The 17,780-nt window shown below is 59.3% G+C and carries 18 protein-coding genes and 2 tRNA genes; 7 read left to right on the top strand and 13 right to left on the bottom strand.

Annotated elements, in window-relative coordinates; translation table 11 throughout:
- Positions 1–57: 57 nt before the first annotated feature.
- From KI811_RS06085 to KI811_RS06065, 5 genes are all read right to left on the bottom strand, one after another.
- On the bottom strand, positions 58–1,233 hold the full coding sequence (locus tag KI811_RS06085) for an aminotransferase (protein ID WP_214185590.1): 1,176 nt from the start codon (positions 1,231–1,233) through the stop codon (positions 58–60).
- 4 nt (positions 1,234–1,237) lie between these two features.
- Positions 1,238–2,038 (bottom strand): peptidoglycan editing factor PgeF, encoded by an 801-nt coding sequence (gene pgeF / locus KI811_RS06080; RefSeq protein WP_214185589.1) that lies wholly within the window; start codon positions 2,036–2,038, stop codon positions 1,238–1,240.
- Positions 2,039–2,044: 6 nt separating this feature from the next.
- On the bottom strand, positions 2,045–3,004 hold the full coding sequence (locus KI811_RS06075) for an RluA family pseudouridine synthase (protein WP_214185588.1): 960 nt from the start codon (positions 3,002–3,004) through the stop codon (positions 2,045–2,047).
- Positions 3,005–3,077: 73 nt separating this feature from the next.
- Positions 3,078–3,341, bottom strand: a complete 264-nt coding sequence (locus tag KI811_RS06070; RefSeq protein ID WP_004514664.1) for a hypothetical protein — start codon at positions 3,339–3,341, stop codon at positions 3,078–3,080.
- A 58-nt stretch (positions 3,342–3,399) separates the two neighbouring features.
- Positions 3,400–4,818: a DegQ family serine endoprotease gene (locus KI811_RS06065; RefSeq protein ID WP_214185587.1), complete on the bottom strand. Its 1,419-nt coding sequence runs from the start codon at positions 4,816–4,818 to the stop codon at positions 3,400–3,402.
- Between the two features lie 177 nt (positions 4,819–4,995).
- Between KI811_RS06065 and KI811_RS06060 the strand changes: the two genes are divergently transcribed.
- Positions 4,996–5,586 (top strand): helix-turn-helix domain-containing protein, encoded by a 591-nt coding sequence (locus tag KI811_RS06060; RefSeq protein WP_214185586.1) that lies wholly within the window; start codon positions 4,996–4,998, stop codon positions 5,584–5,586.
- On the opposite strand, the gene KI811_RS06055 is transcribed toward KI811_RS06060, so the two are convergent.
- Both KI811_RS06055 and KI811_RS06050 read right to left on the bottom strand, forming a co-directional pair.
- Positions 5,583–5,906, bottom strand: coding sequence for a PilZ domain-containing protein (locus tag KI811_RS06055; protein ID WP_214185585.1), 324 nt, complete (start codon positions 5,904–5,906; stop codon positions 5,583–5,585). The genes KI811_RS06060 and KI811_RS06055 overlap by 4 nt on opposite strands.
- 9 nt (positions 5,907–5,915) lie before the next feature.
- A complete protein-coding gene (locus KI811_RS06050; protein WP_214185584.1) occupies positions 5,916–6,113 on the bottom strand; it encodes a hypothetical protein in 198 nt (65 codons plus the stop codon).
- Positions 6,114–6,466: 353 nt separating this feature from the next.
- On the opposite strand from KI811_RS06050, the gene KI811_RS06045 reads away from it, so the two are divergent.
- From KI811_RS06045 to KI811_RS06030, 4 genes are all read left to right on the top strand, one after another.
- Positions 6,467–6,556: transfer RNA gene (locus tag KI811_RS06045), tRNA-Ser, on the top strand.
- 94 nt (positions 6,557–6,650) lie between these two features.
- Positions 6,651–7,766: a YeeE/YedE family protein gene (locus KI811_RS06040; protein ID WP_214185583.1), complete on the top strand. Its 1,116-nt coding sequence runs from the start codon at positions 6,651–6,653 to the stop codon at positions 7,764–7,766.
- A 34-nt stretch (positions 7,767–7,800) separates the two neighbouring features.
- Positions 7,801–8,055: a sulfurtransferase TusA family protein gene (locus KI811_RS06035; RefSeq protein WP_214185582.1), complete on the top strand. Its 255-nt coding sequence runs from the start codon at positions 7,801–7,803 to the stop codon at positions 8,053–8,055.
- Complete coding sequence (locus KI811_RS06030) at positions 8,048–9,463, top strand: sensor histidine kinase (protein WP_214185581.1); 1,416 nt, start codon at positions 8,048–8,050, stop codon at positions 9,461–9,463. Before KI811_RS06035 ends, KI811_RS06030 begins: the two co-directional genes overlap by 8 nt.
- Before the next feature lie 166 nt (positions 9,464–9,629).
- Here KI811_RS06030 and chrA read toward each other — a convergent pair whose 3' ends face one another.
- The 6 genes from chrA to KI811_RS06000 form a co-directional block, all read right to left on the bottom strand.
- Entirely contained in the window at positions 9,630–10,799 is a 1,170-nt protein-coding gene (gene chrA, locus KI811_RS06025; RefSeq protein WP_214185580.1) for a chromate efflux transporter, read from the bottom strand.
- Position 10,800: 1 nt separating this feature from the next.
- Positions 10,801–11,670 (bottom strand): DUF1259 domain-containing protein, encoded by an 870-nt coding sequence (locus tag KI811_RS06020; protein ID WP_214185579.1) that lies wholly within the window; start codon positions 11,668–11,670, stop codon positions 10,801–10,803.
- 75 nt (positions 11,671–11,745) lie between these two features.
- The gene (locus tag KI811_RS06015) at positions 11,746–12,786 is read right to left on the bottom strand and encodes a DMT family transporter (protein WP_214185578.1); all 1,041 of its coding nucleotides are present in this window, start codon (positions 12,784–12,786) and stop codon (positions 11,746–11,748) included.
- A 100-nt stretch (positions 12,787–12,886) separates the two neighbouring features.
- Positions 12,887–13,579, bottom strand: a complete 693-nt coding sequence (locus KI811_RS06010; RefSeq protein ID WP_214185577.1) for a hypothetical protein — start codon at positions 13,577–13,579, stop codon at positions 12,887–12,889.
- An 84-nt stretch (positions 13,580–13,663) separates the two neighbouring features.
- Positions 13,664–14,323: a DUF6448 family protein gene (locus KI811_RS06005; RefSeq protein WP_214185576.1), complete on the bottom strand. Its 660-nt coding sequence runs from the start codon at positions 14,321–14,323 to the stop codon at positions 13,664–13,666.
- A gap of 62 nt (positions 14,324–14,385) precedes the next feature.
- Positions 14,386–14,733, bottom strand: a complete 348-nt coding sequence (locus KI811_RS06000) for a hypothetical protein (RefSeq protein ID WP_214185575.1) — start codon at positions 14,731–14,733, stop codon at positions 14,386–14,388.
- A 529-nt stretch (positions 14,734–15,262) separates the two neighbouring features.
- Here KI811_RS06000 and KI811_RS05995 point away from each other — a divergent pair.
- Positions 15,263–15,338: transfer RNA gene (locus KI811_RS05995), tRNA-Asn, on the top strand.
- Between the two features lie 843 nt (positions 15,339–16,181).
- Positions 16,182–17,780, top strand: coding sequence for a protein translocase subunit SecD (gene secD / locus KI811_RS05990; RefSeq protein ID WP_214185574.1), 1,599 nt, complete (start codon positions 16,182–16,184; stop codon positions 17,778–17,780).

Here is a 17,780-nt window from a genome sequence, read left to right as displayed (position 1 = left end):
AGTCAAGGAGTTAGAATTCAGGAGAAAGGGCAACACGTTCTCCCTTCTGCTTCGGCATCAGACGGCCAGCCCCCTGAACCGCTCCACAGCCTCGGGTATCGCCTCCTCGCGGATATTCCCGAAGGCAAGCCGCAGGTACGGTTCAAGCCCTGGTCCAAACACCTCCCCGGGCAGACAGATGACTCCGGCCTCAACGGCAAGCCGGCGGGCCGCCTCCCGACCTGACCGCCCCGGAAAGGGGTGCCGGACCCAGGCGAAGAAGGTGCCGCTGACCGCCAGCTCGAAGGGGTTCCCCGGCCGTGTAAAGACTGACCGGAAAAGGTCGTGGCGCCGCTCCATCATGAGGCGGTTTCCAGCGACCCAGTCATCGAGATGGCGCACTCCGTAGAGGACCGCATGCTGGGTGATGCGGGGCTGGCAGACCGCCATGGTATCCTGGGCCTTGAGGGCGTGGGAGATGAACTCGTCGGACGCCACGAGGCACCCGGCCCGGTAGCCGGTGAGGGCATAGGTTTTGCCGAAGGACATGATCTGAACCAGGTGATCACCCCAGTGGGGATCGGCGAAAAGGTCGTGGGGAGCGGCACCGCCGGGGATGAAGTCGGCGTAGGTTTCGTCGATGACCAAGGCGGTTCCCCGGCGCCGGGCCAGGGAGTAGAGTTCGTGGATCACATCGGGCGCGGTGACGACGCCGGTGGGGTTCGACGGGGTCACCAGGAGGATCGCCCGGGTCCGGGGAGTGATGAGCCGCTCCACCGCCGCAGGATCCACGACCCCACCCCGCTTCTCGTCGAAGGGGAGCCAGACCGGCCTAATCCCTAGCATCTCCAAGGCCATGGGGTGGTCGAAGTAGGCGGGGAGCGGCACGATCACCTCGTCCCCGGCCCGGCAGAGGGTCACCATGGCGAGCCAGAAGGCCTGGCTGGCGCCGATGGTGAGGCAGACCCCCTCCGGCGCGGGGGCCGCGCCGTAGACCCGGCCGTAGCGGGCGCAGACCCCCTCCCGCACCTCAAGAAGCCCCTCGTCGGGGGAATACTTCGCCATGGCCGGATCGTCGAGGCACGCCGCCAGGTAGTCGGTCAACTGCCGGGCCGGGGCGTAGTCGGGCACCGCCTGGCAGAGGTCGATGAGGGGGCGCCCTGGATCGGGCTCCCGGCTGGCGAGCCACCCCTTCACCTCGGTGATGGGGGGTGCGTGGACCGAGCGGATCTGGTCGGAAATGGCGAATTTCATCGGTTTACCCCTTCAACATGATGAAGCCCATCTGCCGTCCCGTCTCCCCGCTGTCGCGGCGGTAGGAGAAGAAGAACTCCGGGGCACACGAAACACACTGGGCCGCCGTCTCGATGTTCCGCTCGGGGATGCCGGCTTCCCCCAGCTGCAGGGCATTGGCCCGGACCAGGTCCAGCTGCCACCGGGCCATCTCCTTGATGGTGGCGACCGCGTCCCAATCGTGGCCCCCGGCCCGAAACGCCTCGGCCACCGGCGTGTCCACCTCGTAGCAACAGGGACCGATGCCGGGCCCCACGGCCGCCAGGATGTCCCGGGGCTCTGAGCCGAAGAGGCTGACAAAGGCATCCACCCCCTTGCGGCAGATCCCCGCCGCGGTCCCCTTCCACCCTGCGTGAAGCGCAGCCGCAACCCCTTTAACCGGGTCCAGGAGGAGCACCGGCACGCAGTCGGCCACGCAGACCCCGATCATCACGCCCGGCTGGTTGGTGATGATGCCGTCGGCCTCCAGCTTCTGGAAGTAGGCGTAGTCCGGGTTGGGAGAATCGATCACCAGGAGGTCGGTGCCGTGGACCTGGGTCACGGTCACGAGCCGCCCCGCCTCCACCCCGAAGGCCCGGGACAGGAGGCTCCGGTTCCCCTCAACGGAGTGGGGCGAGTCGTTGGTGCCGGTCCCCAGATTGAGGGAGTTGTACGGGGGGCGCGACACCCCCTCGTGGCGGGAGGTAAAGCCGTGGAACGATGTCCCGGCGGCGGTCAGGAGCTCCGGCTCCAGATAGTGAACCTTGTCGGCTCGTTTCATCTCCATGGTTTTCTATGCTCCTTGCTGTTCAAGATAGGTAATGATTCGGGCCATATCATCAGGCAGCTCCGTGTCGAATTCGACGTAGGAGCCGCTGGACGGGTGGATGAAACCGAGGGTCTTAGCGTGGAGGGCCTGGCGCCCCAGCTCCCGGACGAGCTTCTTCAGGATCGGGTCCCGCAGATCGTTGGCCCGGCCGGTCCCCCCGTAGACCTCGTCCCCCACCAGGGGATGCCCGGATTCCGCCAGGTGGACCCGGATCTGGTGGGTCCTCCCCGTCTCCAGCCGCAGCCGCAGCAGGGTCATCCCCGGGTAGCGGGCCAGAACCTTCCAGTGGGTGACGGCGTGCTTGCCGTGTTTCGCCTTTCCCGACATCCGCAGGCGGTCCGTGGGATGGCGGCCGATGGCCCCCTCAATGCGCCCCGTCTCGGTTTTCGGCGAGCCGAAGACCAAGGCCAGGTAGATCCGCTTGATGGTGTGCTCCCGGAACTGGCGGGCGAGCCCCTCGTGGGAGCGGTCGTTCTTGGCCACCACCAGGACGCCGGTGGTGTCCTTGTCGATGCGGTGGACGATGCCGGGGCGGATCTCGCCGCCAATCCCCGACAGATCGGTGCAGTGGGCAAGGAGCGCGTTCACAAGGGTTCCGCCCGGCATCCCGGCCCCCGGGTGGACCACCATCCCCGCCGACTTGTTGACCACCACCAGGTCGCTGTCCTCATGGAGGATCACGAGCGGAATTTCTTCCGCCTCGGGAACCGCCGGCGCTGGCGGCGGCACCGCCACCACGATCCGCTCCCCGCCCCGCAGCTTCAGGGACGGCTTCTCCACCTTCCCGTCCACCGTCACCCGTCCCTCGTCGATGAGGCGCTGCACCGTGGAGCGGGTCATCCCCTCCACGGAGCGGGCCACGAACTGGTCGAGACGGCCGGCCTCCCCCTCGCCGGGGGCTATGAATTCATAGGTTGTGTCCATTGATCCTCAAAAACGGCGAAGGCGCGACCGTTGATCGCGCCCCGTCCGCAAAAACCGTTGTGCGTCCCCTCAATTACCAGATCGATGACTCGATCTTCCCTGCCCGCTTGATGAGCACGTCCACGAGGGCCATGTCGTAGATGGCCTCGGAGGAGAGCTCCGGCGCCACCCGCGACTGGAAGTGCTGGCGCCCCTCCTCGATCTCCTCGGCGAGGAGCTCGAAGATGGAATCCTCCTTGATCCCCCGCTCCACCTTCTCGCGGTTGTAGATGGCGATGTCCGAGATGATGGCCCGGGCGAGACGCTTTGCCTGGTCGGGGTTATCGATAAGACTCATGAGATATCCTCTCTTGTGAATTCATTGCAGACTCCCGGCCCAGCCCCGGAAGAAGGAGTTAGCGCAGCCTGAGCGAGAAGAAGATGCTGGCGTTGCCCCGGCGCACCAGGAGAATCGCCGTGCCCCGGCGCCCGGCTTCCACCATGGCGCGTTCATATTCGGCCCGGGTCGCGACCCCCTTGCGGTTCACCGAAACGATGATGTCGCCACGCTGGATCCCCGCCTCGGCTGCAATCCCCTCCTCATCAACCTCGGCCACTATCACGCCGGAAACACCACGGCGGCGCAGGTCGGAAGGAATATCATCGACCATCAGGCCGAGGAGGTCGGGCTCCTCCCCCTGAGGGCGGGCCTGCCGGGCCGCGGCGCTGTCGGCGCTGGCCGAGGTGAGGGAGAGCTTCACCTCGCGCCCCCCGCGAAACACCGTCACCTGCACGGTTTTTCCCGGCGCCGTTGCGGCCACTACCCGCTGGAGGTGCTGGGCATCCTTGATCTCGGTGCCGGCGAAGTCGAGGATGATGTCCCCCTGCCGGATTCCCCCCTTGGCGGCAGGGCTTCCTTCCACGACGTCGGCCACCAGCACCCCCCGGGTCTTCTTGAGGCCGAACTCCCGGGCAATCTCGTCGGTCACCGGCTGGATCGATACGCCGAGCCACCCACGGCTCACGCTCCCCTTGGTGACGAGTTGGGTGACGATCTGCTTGGCCATGTTGACGGGGATGGCAAAGCCGATCCCCTGGCCGGCGGCCACGATGGCGGTGTTGATGCCGATCACCTCCCCGTGGACGTTCAGGAGTGGTCCCCCCGAGTTGCCGGGGTTGATGGAGGCGTCAGTCTGGATGAAGTCCTCGTAGGTCTCGATCCCCATGTTGGAGCGGCCGGTTGCCGACACCACCCCCACGGTCACGGTCCGGTCGAGGCCGAAGGGGTTGCCGATGGCGATGGCCCACTGACCCACCTGGAGCTTGTCGGAGTCGGCCAGGACCGCCACGGGGAGGTCCTCCTTGGCGTCGATCTTGATGACGGCGATGTCGGTCTTGGGATCGCTGCCGACAACCCTGCCGTCATAGACGTTCTCGTTGGAGAGCTTGACCTTGATGGTCTCGGCGTCCCGCACCACGTGATCGTTGGTGACGATGTAGCCGCTCTTGTTGATGATGAACCCGGAGCCGAGGCTCTTGTCGCGGCGGTAGCGGGGCTTGCCGTCGCCGAACAAGTCGCCGAAGAAGGGAGAAAATTCGAAAAAGGGCTGCTCGACCTTCTTCCTGCTGATGGTGGAGATGTTGACCACCGACGGCGTCACCTTCTTCACCAGCTCCACGAAGGCCTGCTGGGTGGCCATGATGTCCTTGGGGACGTCCTTTACCGGCGCTTCGGCCCGCCCCGTCTCGTAGAAGAGCTTATCTTCCTTCTTCGAGCAGGCGGGCACAAAGGTAAAGAGCGCAAGGAGGACAATGAACAGACGACGGATACGCATCGGAAATGCCTCGGCAGCAGCGGAGGAGATGACCTTAAACCGTTGAAAGAGTAGCCAAATTACCCCGCGATGTCAACGTCCTTTCGGCTGTCAAACTCACTCTGATTCCCAACACATATAAGCTCTTGACGCTGCCCGTTCGATTGCCCTATAACGGGCGGGAGAGAGGAGGTGACCGTGCCAGACATAAAATCCCAGATCAAGGAACTGCGGCTCGGCGAGAAGGTCCGCAAGCTCCGCCAGGAACAGCGGCTCACCCTTCAGGAGCTCTCGGAGCTCTCCGGCCTCTCCAAGCCGCTCCTGTCCCAGATCGAAAACGATCAGGTCACCCCCCCTATCGCCACGCTCCTCAAGATTTCCAAAGGGCTCAAGGTGGGGATCCACTACTTCTTCGAGGAAGAGGAAGACCAGCAGAAACTGGTGCTGACCCGGGCCTCCCAGCAGACAGCAACCCGGCGCCGCACCGGGAACGACGCCCCCCACGGCTACGTCTACCGCTCCCTCGCCCCCGGCATCCGCCACAAGCCCATGGAACCGTTCCTCGTGGAATTCGAGCTGACCGAGTGGGACGACGCCTTCTTCTACCGCCATGACGGCTTCGAGTTCATCTACCTTCTGGAAGGGGAGCTGGAATTCCACTACGGCACCGACGTCATGCGCCTCAACCCTGGGGACAGCATCTACTACGATTCCTCCGAGCCCCACGGCTACGTGTCGGTGGGAGAGCAGAAGGCAACAGCGGTGGCCGTCCTCTACTCGAAGGATTAGAGCTTGCGCCTTTTCAGCTCCGCCATGAAGGAGCGGAGCACCCCCCTCTTCTCGGCGTCGAGATCGCTGAACGCGAGCCCCATCCCCCCCTCAGGTTCCAAACGGCTCCAGACCACCCGGGCCTCCAGGGTGACGGCCCGCGCAGACCGGGGAGTGTAGAACTGGAGTTTTACCACCTGCCCCACCGGCCGGGGATCCTTGGTGATGATCGAAACCCCGTTCTCCGAAATGTCGAACGTATAGACGCAGGATGCCCCGTCCAGTTCCACGAGCCAGCATCCCACCTCAACGGGCGTTCTCCTGCACGAGCGCTCTTCCACGACACCACCCTACTCGGGCAACTCCTCGCAGTCGGCAGAGACCCAGCTGTCAAACTGGCCGTTCTCCAGCGTGACCTGGATCGTCTCTCCCGCCTCGGTGCAGAAGGAGGTGTACCCGATCTCGCCGGTCTTCAGGTTCCTCACCTTCACCCGCTCTTCCTTCCGCTCCGTCCGCTCGCATACTGCTACGCGATCCTGTTCTTTCATGATGTTCCTCCTGTGTCCAAGCGTAGTTACACCACTAGCGTAGCACGACAGCCCCGCTTTGCAATCGGTACCGGCTATAGCTCCTCCCCCTGACAGACCCGGACCGGCACGACCCTCGCGCAGGCCGTGCAACCGGTCAGCTGCCGGTAGAGCCGGGCCAGGAACCGCACCGTCACCACCTTGTGGACATGCGCCTGGGTGAAGCGATAGAGGAATTTCCTTAGCCCCTCCTTGTCCCTTCCCTACCGGAGACCTGCCACAGGATCCTTGAGTTTTAGAAAAAAGTGGGCTATAAGTAAACCTCTCCGGCCAAGACCAGCCGGACGTGTTCCCTCAAACAGAATATCACTTCAGGAGAGATGGCCGAGTGGTCGAAGGCGGCAGACTCGAAATCTGTTGTACCGCTTGCGGTACCTAGGGTTCGAATCCCTATCTCTCCGCCATACCCCAGTCCGGCACAGTCCGGCCTAGCACAAAAGCCCTGAGAGATCAGGGCTTTTGTGCTATCAGGCAAAACAGGCTCAGGTGGAGGTGGCAATGCTTCTGTCGCCCGCGGTCATGTTGGCTGTAATTGGCTTGATACTCGGTCTGATTGCCGGCTTTGTCATGCACCGTGCCGACTTCTGCATTGCCGGCATGTTCAGGGACCTGTTCCTCTTCAAGTCGGCGGCCACATTGCGCGCGCTGGTCCTCTACCTGGCCGTGGCCATGGTTCTGTTTGAAGGGGCCCGACTCCTGGGTCTTCTGCCTCTCTATCCGTTCCCCCTGCTCAGTCCGGCGTCGCTTGCCGGTACCTTGGGAGGGGTGCTGTTCGGGATCGGCATGGTGCTGGCCGGGGGGTGTGTCGTCGGGACCCTCTACCGCCTGGGGGCAGGGAACCGCCCCAGCCTCGTTGCCTTCATCGGCCTGATCATCGGCAGCACCCTGTACGCCGAATTCCACCCATTCTGGAAGAGCATTCTGACCGCAACCACCCTCTTCTCAGGAAGCATTACCATTCCCCAATATCTCAGCCTGTCACCGACCCCCCTGGTCGCCGTCGCGGTTGCCCTCCTCGGCGCGCTCGTTGTTTCCTGGTTCCGGCACGGACAGTTGTCGCGCAGGCTCTATGCCAAGGGAGCCATGCAGCTTTGGCAGGCGGCCCTCGTGCTTGCCGGCGTCAGCCTCGCCTCGTACCTGCTGATCGGCATGCCGCTGGGGATCACCACCGCCTATGCGAAAATCGGCGCCATGGGTGAACAGCTGGTATTCCCGAACCATGTGGCGGGTCTCGGTTTTTTTGCTTCCCAGCCCCTTTCCTACCGGAATCCCCTGACCGGCACGATGCTGACCGGAGGGCCGGGGCCGGACTTGGACGGCATTGCCCTGATCCAGTTCCCGCTCATTGCCGGCATCATCCTGGGAGGCACTGTTTCCGCCCTCTCCCTTGGCGAATTCACCCTTGGCCACCCCGCCCCCTGGCGGCAGTACCTTTCGGCGGCAGTGGGGGGAATCCTGATGGGACTCGCCTCGCGCATGGCTCCTGCCTGCAATATCTGGCATTTTCTGGGGGGGCTGCCAATCCTTGCATTTTCCAGCATTTTTTTCCTGGCAGGAATCCTTCCGGGCGCCTGGCTCGGAGCTTGCATACTGACCAGATGGGTAGTGCGCTGAACGTGCCGTCCTCCATTTTACAGGAGATGCGCCCATGACATCCGCTGCTGTCGACACCATCGAATACGACATCCGGGGACAGATATGTCCGTCCACGCTGCTCATCGCCCTGCGGGAGATCAACAGCCATGCTCCTGCCTTGCGCAACGGCGCGGTAGCCCTCCTGTTTCTGACCACCAATCGCGCCTCGACCCACACCATTCCCGAGTCGGCGCACAATATGGGGTTTTACGCCGAGGTGACCCAACACGATGGCTATTACGCCATCAAGGTGTCCGGCAATGACTGACCATAAGCCGTGTACCGGCGACGCGGCACCAACTCGGGCCACTGACGACCAACTGACCGAACTCGCTCAGCTCAAGGAAGAAAATGCCCGACTGCGCGCCCGACTCGCCGGCAAGTCTGCCTACATTCGTCGCAAGGTCGACCAGATGCTCACGGTCATGGGTACCCAGCCGCTCCGCCAGGAGGAACTCGACGACGACACCCTGGTCGATGTGGACCCCTTGGGCATCCTGGTGGATTCCTTCGCGCATATCCTCGACCATCTCCATGCGACAAACCGTGAACTCACCGAGAACCGGGAGCTGTTGCAGACCATCTTCTCCTCTCTCGAATCGGGCATCCTGCTGATCCGTGAGGAAGATCATGTAATCACGGACGTGAACGAAACGGCGTGCCGCATCCTTGGACTGAAGCGTGAAGACATCCTCGGCAAGGTCTGTTTTTCGTTCGTCTATCCGGACTGTACCGGCGCCTGCCCGATGAAGGAACAGAACCTGAAGATCGATAATTCCGAACGGATGCTCCTTGCTGCTGACGGCCACATCGTGCCGGTGCTGAAAACCGTTGGGCGAATCATGCTGCACGGCGTTCCACACTTCCTTGAAAGTTTTATCGACATCACAGCCCAGAAAGCGGCGGAAGCAAAGATCCTGGCCCTGAACGAGGAACTGGAAATGCGGGTGCAGGAACGAACGGCGGAGCTGATACAGGCTAACCGCGAACTGGAGTCGTTCTGCTACTCCATCTCCCATGACCTGCGGGCACCGTTGCGGCACATCAACGGCTATATCAACATTTTGCGCGAGGATTACGGTCAACTTCAGGATGCAAGCGGGCTCAACTGCCTGCAACGGGTCGATGCCGCCAGCAGGCGGATGGGGATGCTGATTGACGACCTGCTTTCTTTCTCGCGGATTCCACGAACCCCCCCAAATCCTCAGAAGATCAACCTGAGCCAACTGGTCCGTGACGTAACCATAATGTTCCGCGAATCGGAGCCTGACCGGCAGGTGCAGGTGGAAATTCAGGATGGATTGGTTGCCTATGGTGATGCTTCACTGTTGCACTTGGTGGTACAGAATCTGATCGACAACGCATGGAAATTCACGGCGAAAAACAGCCAGACGGCCATTTCTTTCGGCAGGGAACGACAGGGGGAGAGGGACGTATTTTTTGTGCGGGACAATGGCGTTGGCTTCGACATGACCTATCAGAACAAGCTTTTCAAGGTCTTCGAACGGCTGCACGGTGAAGAATTTGAAGGGACCGGCATCGGCCTGGCAATAGTCAAGCGGATCATCAACCGTCACGGCGGGGAAATTTGGGCCGACTCGACGCCTGGCAAGGGGGCAACCTTTTACTTCACTCTGCCAGCCCCCCGCGCCAGCCACCAGACACCGACCACATAAGCAGCGGCCTCAGTGGCCGGACTCCATTGTAGATCACCGGGCGAATCCCCAATCGTTCCGCCATATTCACCCTCGACATCATCAACAGGTTATGCTGTGCTTCACCTTCACGAACTTTCACAAAGAAGGTTTTATGAAACGGCAGGGGTCTTCTTTTTGCCGTCATTCAACCATGGTATAGCACCAGCCCTGCAACGGCCGCAGTGGCAATGAGCAGCGGTTCCGGAATTTTACAACGCCAGAGGATCAGCAAACTCGCAAGGCCGATGACCGCCGTCGGAACATCGATGATCGAGCCCTGGGCCAAGATGATCGATGCACCGGCAATGGCTCCTGACGCCGCCGCCGTTGCCCCCTTGACAAACCCCTTGAGCGCAGGGTGTTCGCGGTAGCGGATAATGTACCTGCCGACAAAGAGGACGAAGAAATAAACGGGAAAAAACACCCCCGCCGCCGAAATGAGGGAGCCCCAGAAACCCGCCACGAGATATCCGACGAAAGCGGCAGTGATGACCACCGGCCCAGGAGTGATTATCCCCACCGCCACCGCATCGAGGAACTGACGCTCGTTCAACCAGTGGTGCTGGAGTACGACCCCCTGATGTAGGAAAGGCACAATGGCGAGGCCGCTGCCAAAGGTGAAGGCTCCCGCTTTCACGAAAAAGGCGCCAAGCCCAAGAAAGAGGGGTACTGTGACCGTTGCACCGGATAATGGTGGCAGATGAATCAGCGCCGGCAAACCGCCTGTCGATGTTTTCCACGTTCGGGGAGGAGAGTAGAGAAAAACGCCAACAAGGCCGGCAATGACAAACAGCAGTGCGATCTCGGCCCGGGCGACAACGGTAATGAGGGCAACGGTTCCGAAAATGAGCCACATCCGCTTTTCCGTCCCGACCGTTACCCTAGCGAGACGTGCGGCGGAATGGGCAACGATTGCGATTACCGCCGGCCCGATGCCGTAGAAGAGCGCCTGTACCAGTGAAAGACCATGGTAGGCCACATAGAGAGCGGAGATGGCGAGCACGATCAGAAAGGCCGGGAGAATGAAGACAATCCCGACCAGGGAGGCGCCAGGCAAGCCATGGCGAATGAATCCGATCCACATCGCCAGTTGCGCGGCAAGGGGGCCGGGCATCATCTGAGAGAAGGCAAGCCCCTCCAAATACTCGCCCTCAGTAATCCAGCCGCGCGAAACAAGATCCCGCTGCATGTATCCCGCCAGGGCAATCGGCCCTCCAAAGCCGAAGGCACCAAGACGAAGAAAATACGCCACGAGTTCCCACAACCCCACCGGTTTCAGGGGCACTGCGCCACCCTTCTCTTGCGAATCTCCCATCTCACTTCACGGAGTTGGTCTTGTCCAGGGCGGCTTTCAAACCACGGGCGAGCTTCTCCGGTTCATCATATCCCCAGAAATGAAGGAAAAAGAGGCGGGGGGACTCGAAGAGCATGTGGCTGTGAACTGCCGTGACGGTGATCCCTTGGTCGATGAGGGCCTTGACCACGGGGTTAACCTCTTCCCCCAGGAGAACGAAATCACCGGTGGCGGCAGCCTTTCGGCCAACCATCTGGAGGTTGATCCCGATTGCCATTCCCAGATACGGCGGCACGTCCATCCCTTTTTCCCTGATCGTTTCCTTGCGGGGGAAACTCATCTGGAGCAGATTCCCCTTTTTCTGACCTGATTTACCCAGGATCGCTTCAACCTTAGCCCAGTCAACCGGGGTTGCCTGAGTCACCGCCGGCGTCGGGGTACCCATCGGAGTTCCAGTCAGGGAAAGGGCCGAGCGCATTGCTTCGGCAAGCCTGCCGGGAGGACCCTCGCCACTGAAATGCAGGTACATGATGGGAGGCGTCGAACCGATGAGATGGTTATGGAGAGCGGTAACCCTGACGCCGTCCGCCACAAGCCTCGCCATGACCGGCGCGACCTCCCCCTCCAGCAAGGCAAGGTCCCCCATCATCATGGCCTCCTTCCCCATGCCCTTGAAGCCGATCCAGGAGGTCAGCGCCAACCCCGACTCGATCGTCACATCGCCCACCTTCACCGTGAGATCCGAGCGGGGAAAGGTGACCTTAAGCATACCCCCTTGTACCGTTCCTTTTCGTCCGAAGACCTTTTCAACTCCTTGCCAGTCGCCACCTTGAGCAAACACAATAGATGCAGAAGAAAGCAGCAGTATGAATGCGAAAATAATGCGTTTCATGCTATTCCTCCTTGCTGTTAGGGCCCTGTTACCTTCCATGGTCTCAGGGTTCGGCGCAGTTCGTCTCCATCATGGTTAGTGGCTGTGCCTGTGGTGGATATCGGGCCAGTGAACGTGGGAATGGGTGATCGGTTCATGCATGTGAGGATGGTCATGGGGCTCCGTCCCCTCACCTTCGGCATGCCCATGCTGATGATGCTCATCATGCAGGTGCTTATGGGAATGAGAAAGCTCCTCGTGGGTATGGGGGTGGCCGTGCATTTCCCGCTGGAGGAGCGCTATCCCCGCAAGCATGAGTGAAGCGGCAACCCAATAGGTCGCTGGCGGGCGTTCGCCGAGGATAATGACGGAGAGGAATGTCCCGATGAAAGGACCAATGGCAAACAGGGTGCTGGTCCTGGCGGAACCGATCCTCCGCAACGCCTCGACGAACAGAACGAGGCTCATGCCGTAGCTCATTGCGCCGATCAGGAGCGAACCGGCGACCTGGGGGACGGTTGCCGTTCCCGTTGAGAGAGCGAGCGCCAGGAGCGTGTTGAACGTCCCGGCGCCAAACCCCTTGATGCTGGCAAGAACCGTTGCCGGCAGTTCCTCGATGTCACGGGTCAGGTTGTTGTCGATTCCCCAGAAAGCGCAGGCCAGAATAACGAGCAGCCCGGCAAAGGAAAAGGCGAGAGTCCCCTCGGTCTTAAGAATGACAAAGACCGACCCGAGAACAATGAGCGCTTTGCCCCCCCACACGCCGGGGCCCACATGCTCTTTGAAGACGAACCAGGCAATGAGTGTGGTTGCCACCGTTTCAAAATTCAGCAGGAGGGAAACCTCTGAAGCGGTGCCGAATTTTATGCCGTAGGCAAGAAAGAGCGGGGCGACAATACCACCGGATAGTATCGATCCGAGCAAAGCAAGCCGCTGCTTCGGGGATAGCCGCCTTACCTCCTCGATTGATTTTTTCCCCTGAAACAACAGGAGGAAATGCAGTCCGACCCCCGATCCTAAATAGAGAAGGCCTGCCAACAGGGCGGGCGACATTTCACCGATCACCAGCTTGCATAGGACAGGAGAGATGCCGAAGAGCGCTGCGGAAATGACAGCAAGAAATTGTCCGGAATACATGGGTATCCTTCAACTATTGGCTTTGTTCAAGCACTTCAGGATACCATACGCCTCCCAAATTGTCTGAATGAATTACCTGATTGGGGCCGCCAGTGCCCCATCACCGCGGCTGTGTCTTCAGAAGCTCCGCGATCTCCCCTTGCATGTCGGTCGCATCCATCTTCGCGCTCTGGAGGAGCGCTCCCCAACTCTTTTTTCCGCTTTTGACGTCGTGGTAGAGTTGTGGCGCCGGTTGTTTCGTTTTCCGGGCAATGACGGAAGCAATGATCAACTCCTGGTTGGAGGCGCCATCCTTGCGCATTCCGGCCAACTCACCGTCGCCCAGTAGCCGGTAGCGAAGGAGCAGATCGTCGACCACCGCACCGGCAAGGCGCGCCGCCGGGGCCTTTGCGGCCAGGGCGCCGGAGAACCGGGGGCCGAGGGCGCCGGCCGATATCCCCTGGGATGCCACGACATCCTTCCACGATTCCCTGGACTTCTTCGCCTCAAGGAGGGACTCCGGCGACGCCGAGGATTTGGACGCGATCCAGTAGGCTACCCAGAGGTCATCCGCAGAGGTCCCCCGCTGCTTCTTCATCACGATCGTCTTTTTCTCCGCATTAAACGCCGTCGCGAAAAACGAGTTCTGGGTGGTGGCCAGGAAGTACGGATCGGCCACCGTGGGGCTCGCGGGATCGTAGGAGCGGTCGGTGAAGCAATGGCAGGTAATGGCGGGAATCGCCTGCGCCGGCAGTGGGGCAAGCAACAGCAGGATCAGGATCAGGTGATAGGGTATGGAGGTGCGGTGGCGCATGGATTTTCCTCTCTTGACCAATGATAGCGATTGTCGTGGGGGGAGGCGGGACACTGCCCCGCCTCCCCTGTCCATCCCGATGGATCAGTGCTCCGCCGCGTCGTGCCCGGCCGGGGAATGCCCGCCGCCGTGCTGCTCGGCATGGGGGTCTCCGCCGTGCTCGCCGTGGGCCCCCGCGCCGGTGGCATCCGTGTGGAGCCGCTCGACGTAGTGGGTGAACTCCACATACGCCTTCACGAACTCCCGCCCCTGGGCGACACTCTCATCCTTGTGCCGGTAGGTCTCCGCGGCATGCTCGTAGCGTTTTCTGATCCCCGTAGCAACATCGTCGCTGACCAGTTTCACCAAGGCGTCGGCAGAACCGCCGGCCAGGGCCTTGTCCGCCTCGGCGACGGCGGGCTCCACCGCTCCGGCGGGCTTCAAACCGGTGAACGGTGCCCCCTCGCCGGCCCGATGGACCTTGACGAGGGTCGTGAAAAACCGTGTTTCCGCAGCCTCGGCATTCTTCCCCTTGGCGGCCAGCACTTCGTTGAAAGCGCTCTTTACCGCATGTTCATCCGTCGGTCTCACCCATTTCAGGACCGGGGTAATGTCTTTGGCGTCGATGGCCTTCCGCGCGTCCTGAACGACCGGCCCGTCGAGGGTATCGCAATGGGCGGCGGCGAATTGGGGAAGCGCGAGGGAGAGGGCGATGGCTGCGGCGATTCCCGTCGTTTTGATCTTCAGTATATCTTTCACGTTCATGGTTATCGTCTCCTGTTGTTCGGTTTGAGGTGATCACACCTAGATTTTCCTGGTGTCCATGGTCAGACAGCACCCCTTGGGGGGATATACAAGGGTCTGGGGTGACCGGGAAGGAGCCTCCCGGCATAGGAAGAGGAGAGGTCGATAATGAGCGGCTTGACGGCATGGGATTGAATATCCGTGACGACACAAGGGGTGTCCGGATGGCAGATGCCGGAGTTGTGGTTATGGCTCTCCGTGGAGTCGTGGCCGGCGTCAACATCGGCGGCAAAGCAGACGATATCCGAGGCGTGGGGCCTGCCAGGCTCGACGAGGGCAAGGCCGTGGGCGTGGACCAGGGGGAAGAGGAACAGGTGAAGCACCAGCATCACCATGGCCATGGCCGATATGGGTAAACGGAGAAATTCCATGGGGCACTCTGTCTTTAATTAAAATGCCGTGTTTTGTTACATAGTTATATACCCGTCTCGGCAAACAATTCTTTGACCGAGGTCAAAAACCGCCCTCTTTTCCCAAAGCGTGTACCGGCCTATGGTGGTAAGGCATACCGCTTCTACCATCTTATGCACTAGATGACAGCGAGTGACAGGTCCCATGCTTTCGATTTTGCGGAATAACAGTTCTGAGTTTATTGATGGTTACACTGGTTACCTGGTTACAATGCTGGAACCATGCGTAATATGGACGCTTTTTCACATCAGTGTGTAACCAGCATCATGCGGTTCAGCGGTTACGCTGGATACGTGAGGTTGTGACCCTCGAACCACAGCCTTTTATCTGCAGGAATGTTATTGACATCCCAAATCTGGTGTGATAAAAAAATTTTCGCTTTGCGCTACAAGGTTTTCGGAACGTAAATTCAAGTACTTGCAACATGTGCTTGTAGCCAAAAACCAGCAAAGAGCACCGTAGGGTTAACAACTTACGGAAACAACTCATTCCCCAGTAGCTCAGTCGGTAGAGCAGGCGGCTGTTAACCGCCTTGTCCGTGGTTCGAGTCCGCGCTGGGGAGCCATAAAAACCATGGCCGATTTCTTTAAAGAAATCGGCCATTTGTTTTTTCTCTCAATTATTTTCCAAAACTGCCCTAACTTTATTTCCCTTTAACATTAGAACGTTACAAGTTTTTGCTGTGTATCAGATGGCCAGTGTAATGGCATCAGAATAACCATGTGCGTTTTCAGTAGGTTTAACTGCGGTTCGGTATATGGGAGGGGAGTCGTAAAAATCTGATAATACACAATAATACTTAAGACTGCTTGCGCCTGATAATGGTTTCGTATAGGTTTGTTCTATGAAATTGTTAGGAGTTTATCCCACAAACAGGAAATGCTTTTTGCCGTTCGTCATGCTGGCGGCAGTTCTATTTATTTCCCAAGGGATAAGAGTACCTAATTTCCACAATCCGCAGGAACTCAAACTATCAAGTACACAAAAAGCCAAAACATCCAATAGTGCCGTTGTCAATACGCAGGTAAAGCACTCCCAATACAAGACCGTAAAAACTGCCCATTTTTTAGCTCTTTCCAGCAATTCGTATGATTTTAAGAATCTTTTCGCCCACATTTATCCGCCACAGAATAAATCTCAATCCTTTATTTCTGCTGTAATTGCATCCATTCCCGCGAGAGCTCCACCCGCTTAAACCCTGTAGTTTCCTCAAAACTTGACAACCCGTTAATTATCATAACCTTTGTGGTGCCATTGGCACTGCCATAGGCGATGAATCCTTATCTTTCTTGCCCTGTTGGGCATTAAAGCAAAGCCTTCCTTCAGCCTTTGGTTCGTGTGCCGGTCTGCCCTTATGCTGGAATCCAGGGGTAGCCGTCGGCCGCCATAATTGAAAGGAACATCACCCATGACCAATCATTCATGGCGCGTGAGTCTCATCCTGATTTTCGCGCTGATATCGTTTATCTATCTTACACCGACAGTGGTGGCCCAATTGCCTTCCTGGTGGACAGGGGTCCTTCCCAAGGACAAGATCAATCTTGGACTTGATCTCCAGGGTGGAACCCATCTCGTCATGGAAGTGGAGACACAGAAGGCAATAGAAGGAACCCTGGACCTGGTTGCCACTGACCTGGAAGATTCATTGAATGCCGCGCATGTCCGTTATAAGCAGGTTGCCAGAATTGGCGAAGACTTGGTGCAGTTAACGCTCTACGACAAAGGAACCGCTGAAAGTGCGCAGCAGTTGATCAAGAATAAGTACCCCGAGTATGAACTGATTCCTCCGTTTGAAGATAAGGGATTCGTGGCCCTTCAGCTCCGTATGGACAAAAGCGTTGTTCAGGACAGGAAGGACAAGGCAGCAGCTCAGGCACTTGAAACCATCCGTAACAGAATCGACCAGTTCGGCGTATCGGAGCCGACCATTCAACGGGAAGGTATCAACCATATTGTCGTTCAGCTTCCGGGAATCAAGGATCCCAAGCGAGCTATAGAGCTGATTGGCAAGACTGCGCGACTTGAGTTCAAGATGGTTGATGAAGGAATCAGCGGCACCACAGCCACACCTGGATCCATCCCGGAAGATTATGAAATCCTGGTAGAGAAGGTAGCCAACCCGTCAAGCACCGTAGTAACGGATGTACCTCTTGCTGTGAAGAGGAAAGCCGCAATAACTGGCGATCTTCTCACCGATGCTCAGGTGCGGATTGACTCGCAGTACAACCAGCCATACGTATCAATAGACTTCAATTCGACCGGCGCCAGACTGTTCGACCAAGTGACCGCAGCCAATGTGGGGAAGCGATTCGCCATAGTTTTGGATGGCACCGTCTACTCGGCGCCGGTGATTCGTGAGCGGATATCCGGCGGTAGTGCCCAGATTTCAGGAAACTTTAGCGAGAAAGAGGCTGCGGACCTGGCGATTGTGCTTCGCGCAGGTTCGCTCCCAGCTCCGGTGAAGATCGTGCAGAATGTCACGGTCGGACCTTCCATAGGGGTTGATTCGATCAACAAAGGATTGCTTGCCGGAGCGGTCGGCGTAGGCCTGGTGGTGGTGTTCATGGTGATTTACTACCGAATGGCAGGTCTGGTGGCTAATCTCGGCATGGTGCTGAATGTTTTGTATCTCATGGGAGCGCTTGCTGCACTCGGTGCAACGCTGACCTTGCCCGGCATTGCCGCCATTGTCCTGTTGATCGGCATGTCGGTTGATTCCAACGTCCTCATCTTTGAACGGGTGAAGGAAGAGATCAGGCTTGGCAGGACACCCAGGATGAGCATTGATGCCGGTTACGACAAGGCATTCCTGACCATCATGGACTCACACGTGACCACCCTGATAACTGCGGCAGTGCTCTTCCAGTTCGGCACCGGACCGGTCAAGGGCTTTGCCGTTTCGTTAAGCCTCGGCGTCTTAATCAATCTCTTTACCTCGCTTGTCACAACCAAGGTGGTCTTTGACAGCATACTCAACCGCTTTCAGGTCAAGCGGCTCAGCATATAG

Origin of the sequence: Geobacter hydrogenophilus (assembly GCF_018501225.1) — a bacterium.
Lineage (GTDB): Bacteria > Desulfobacterota > Desulfuromonadia > Geobacterales > Geobacteraceae > Geobacter > Geobacter hydrogenophilus.
The sequence above is the reverse complement of the archived record's forward strand: the minus strand, read 5'-3'. Positions and strand labels throughout refer to the sequence as shown.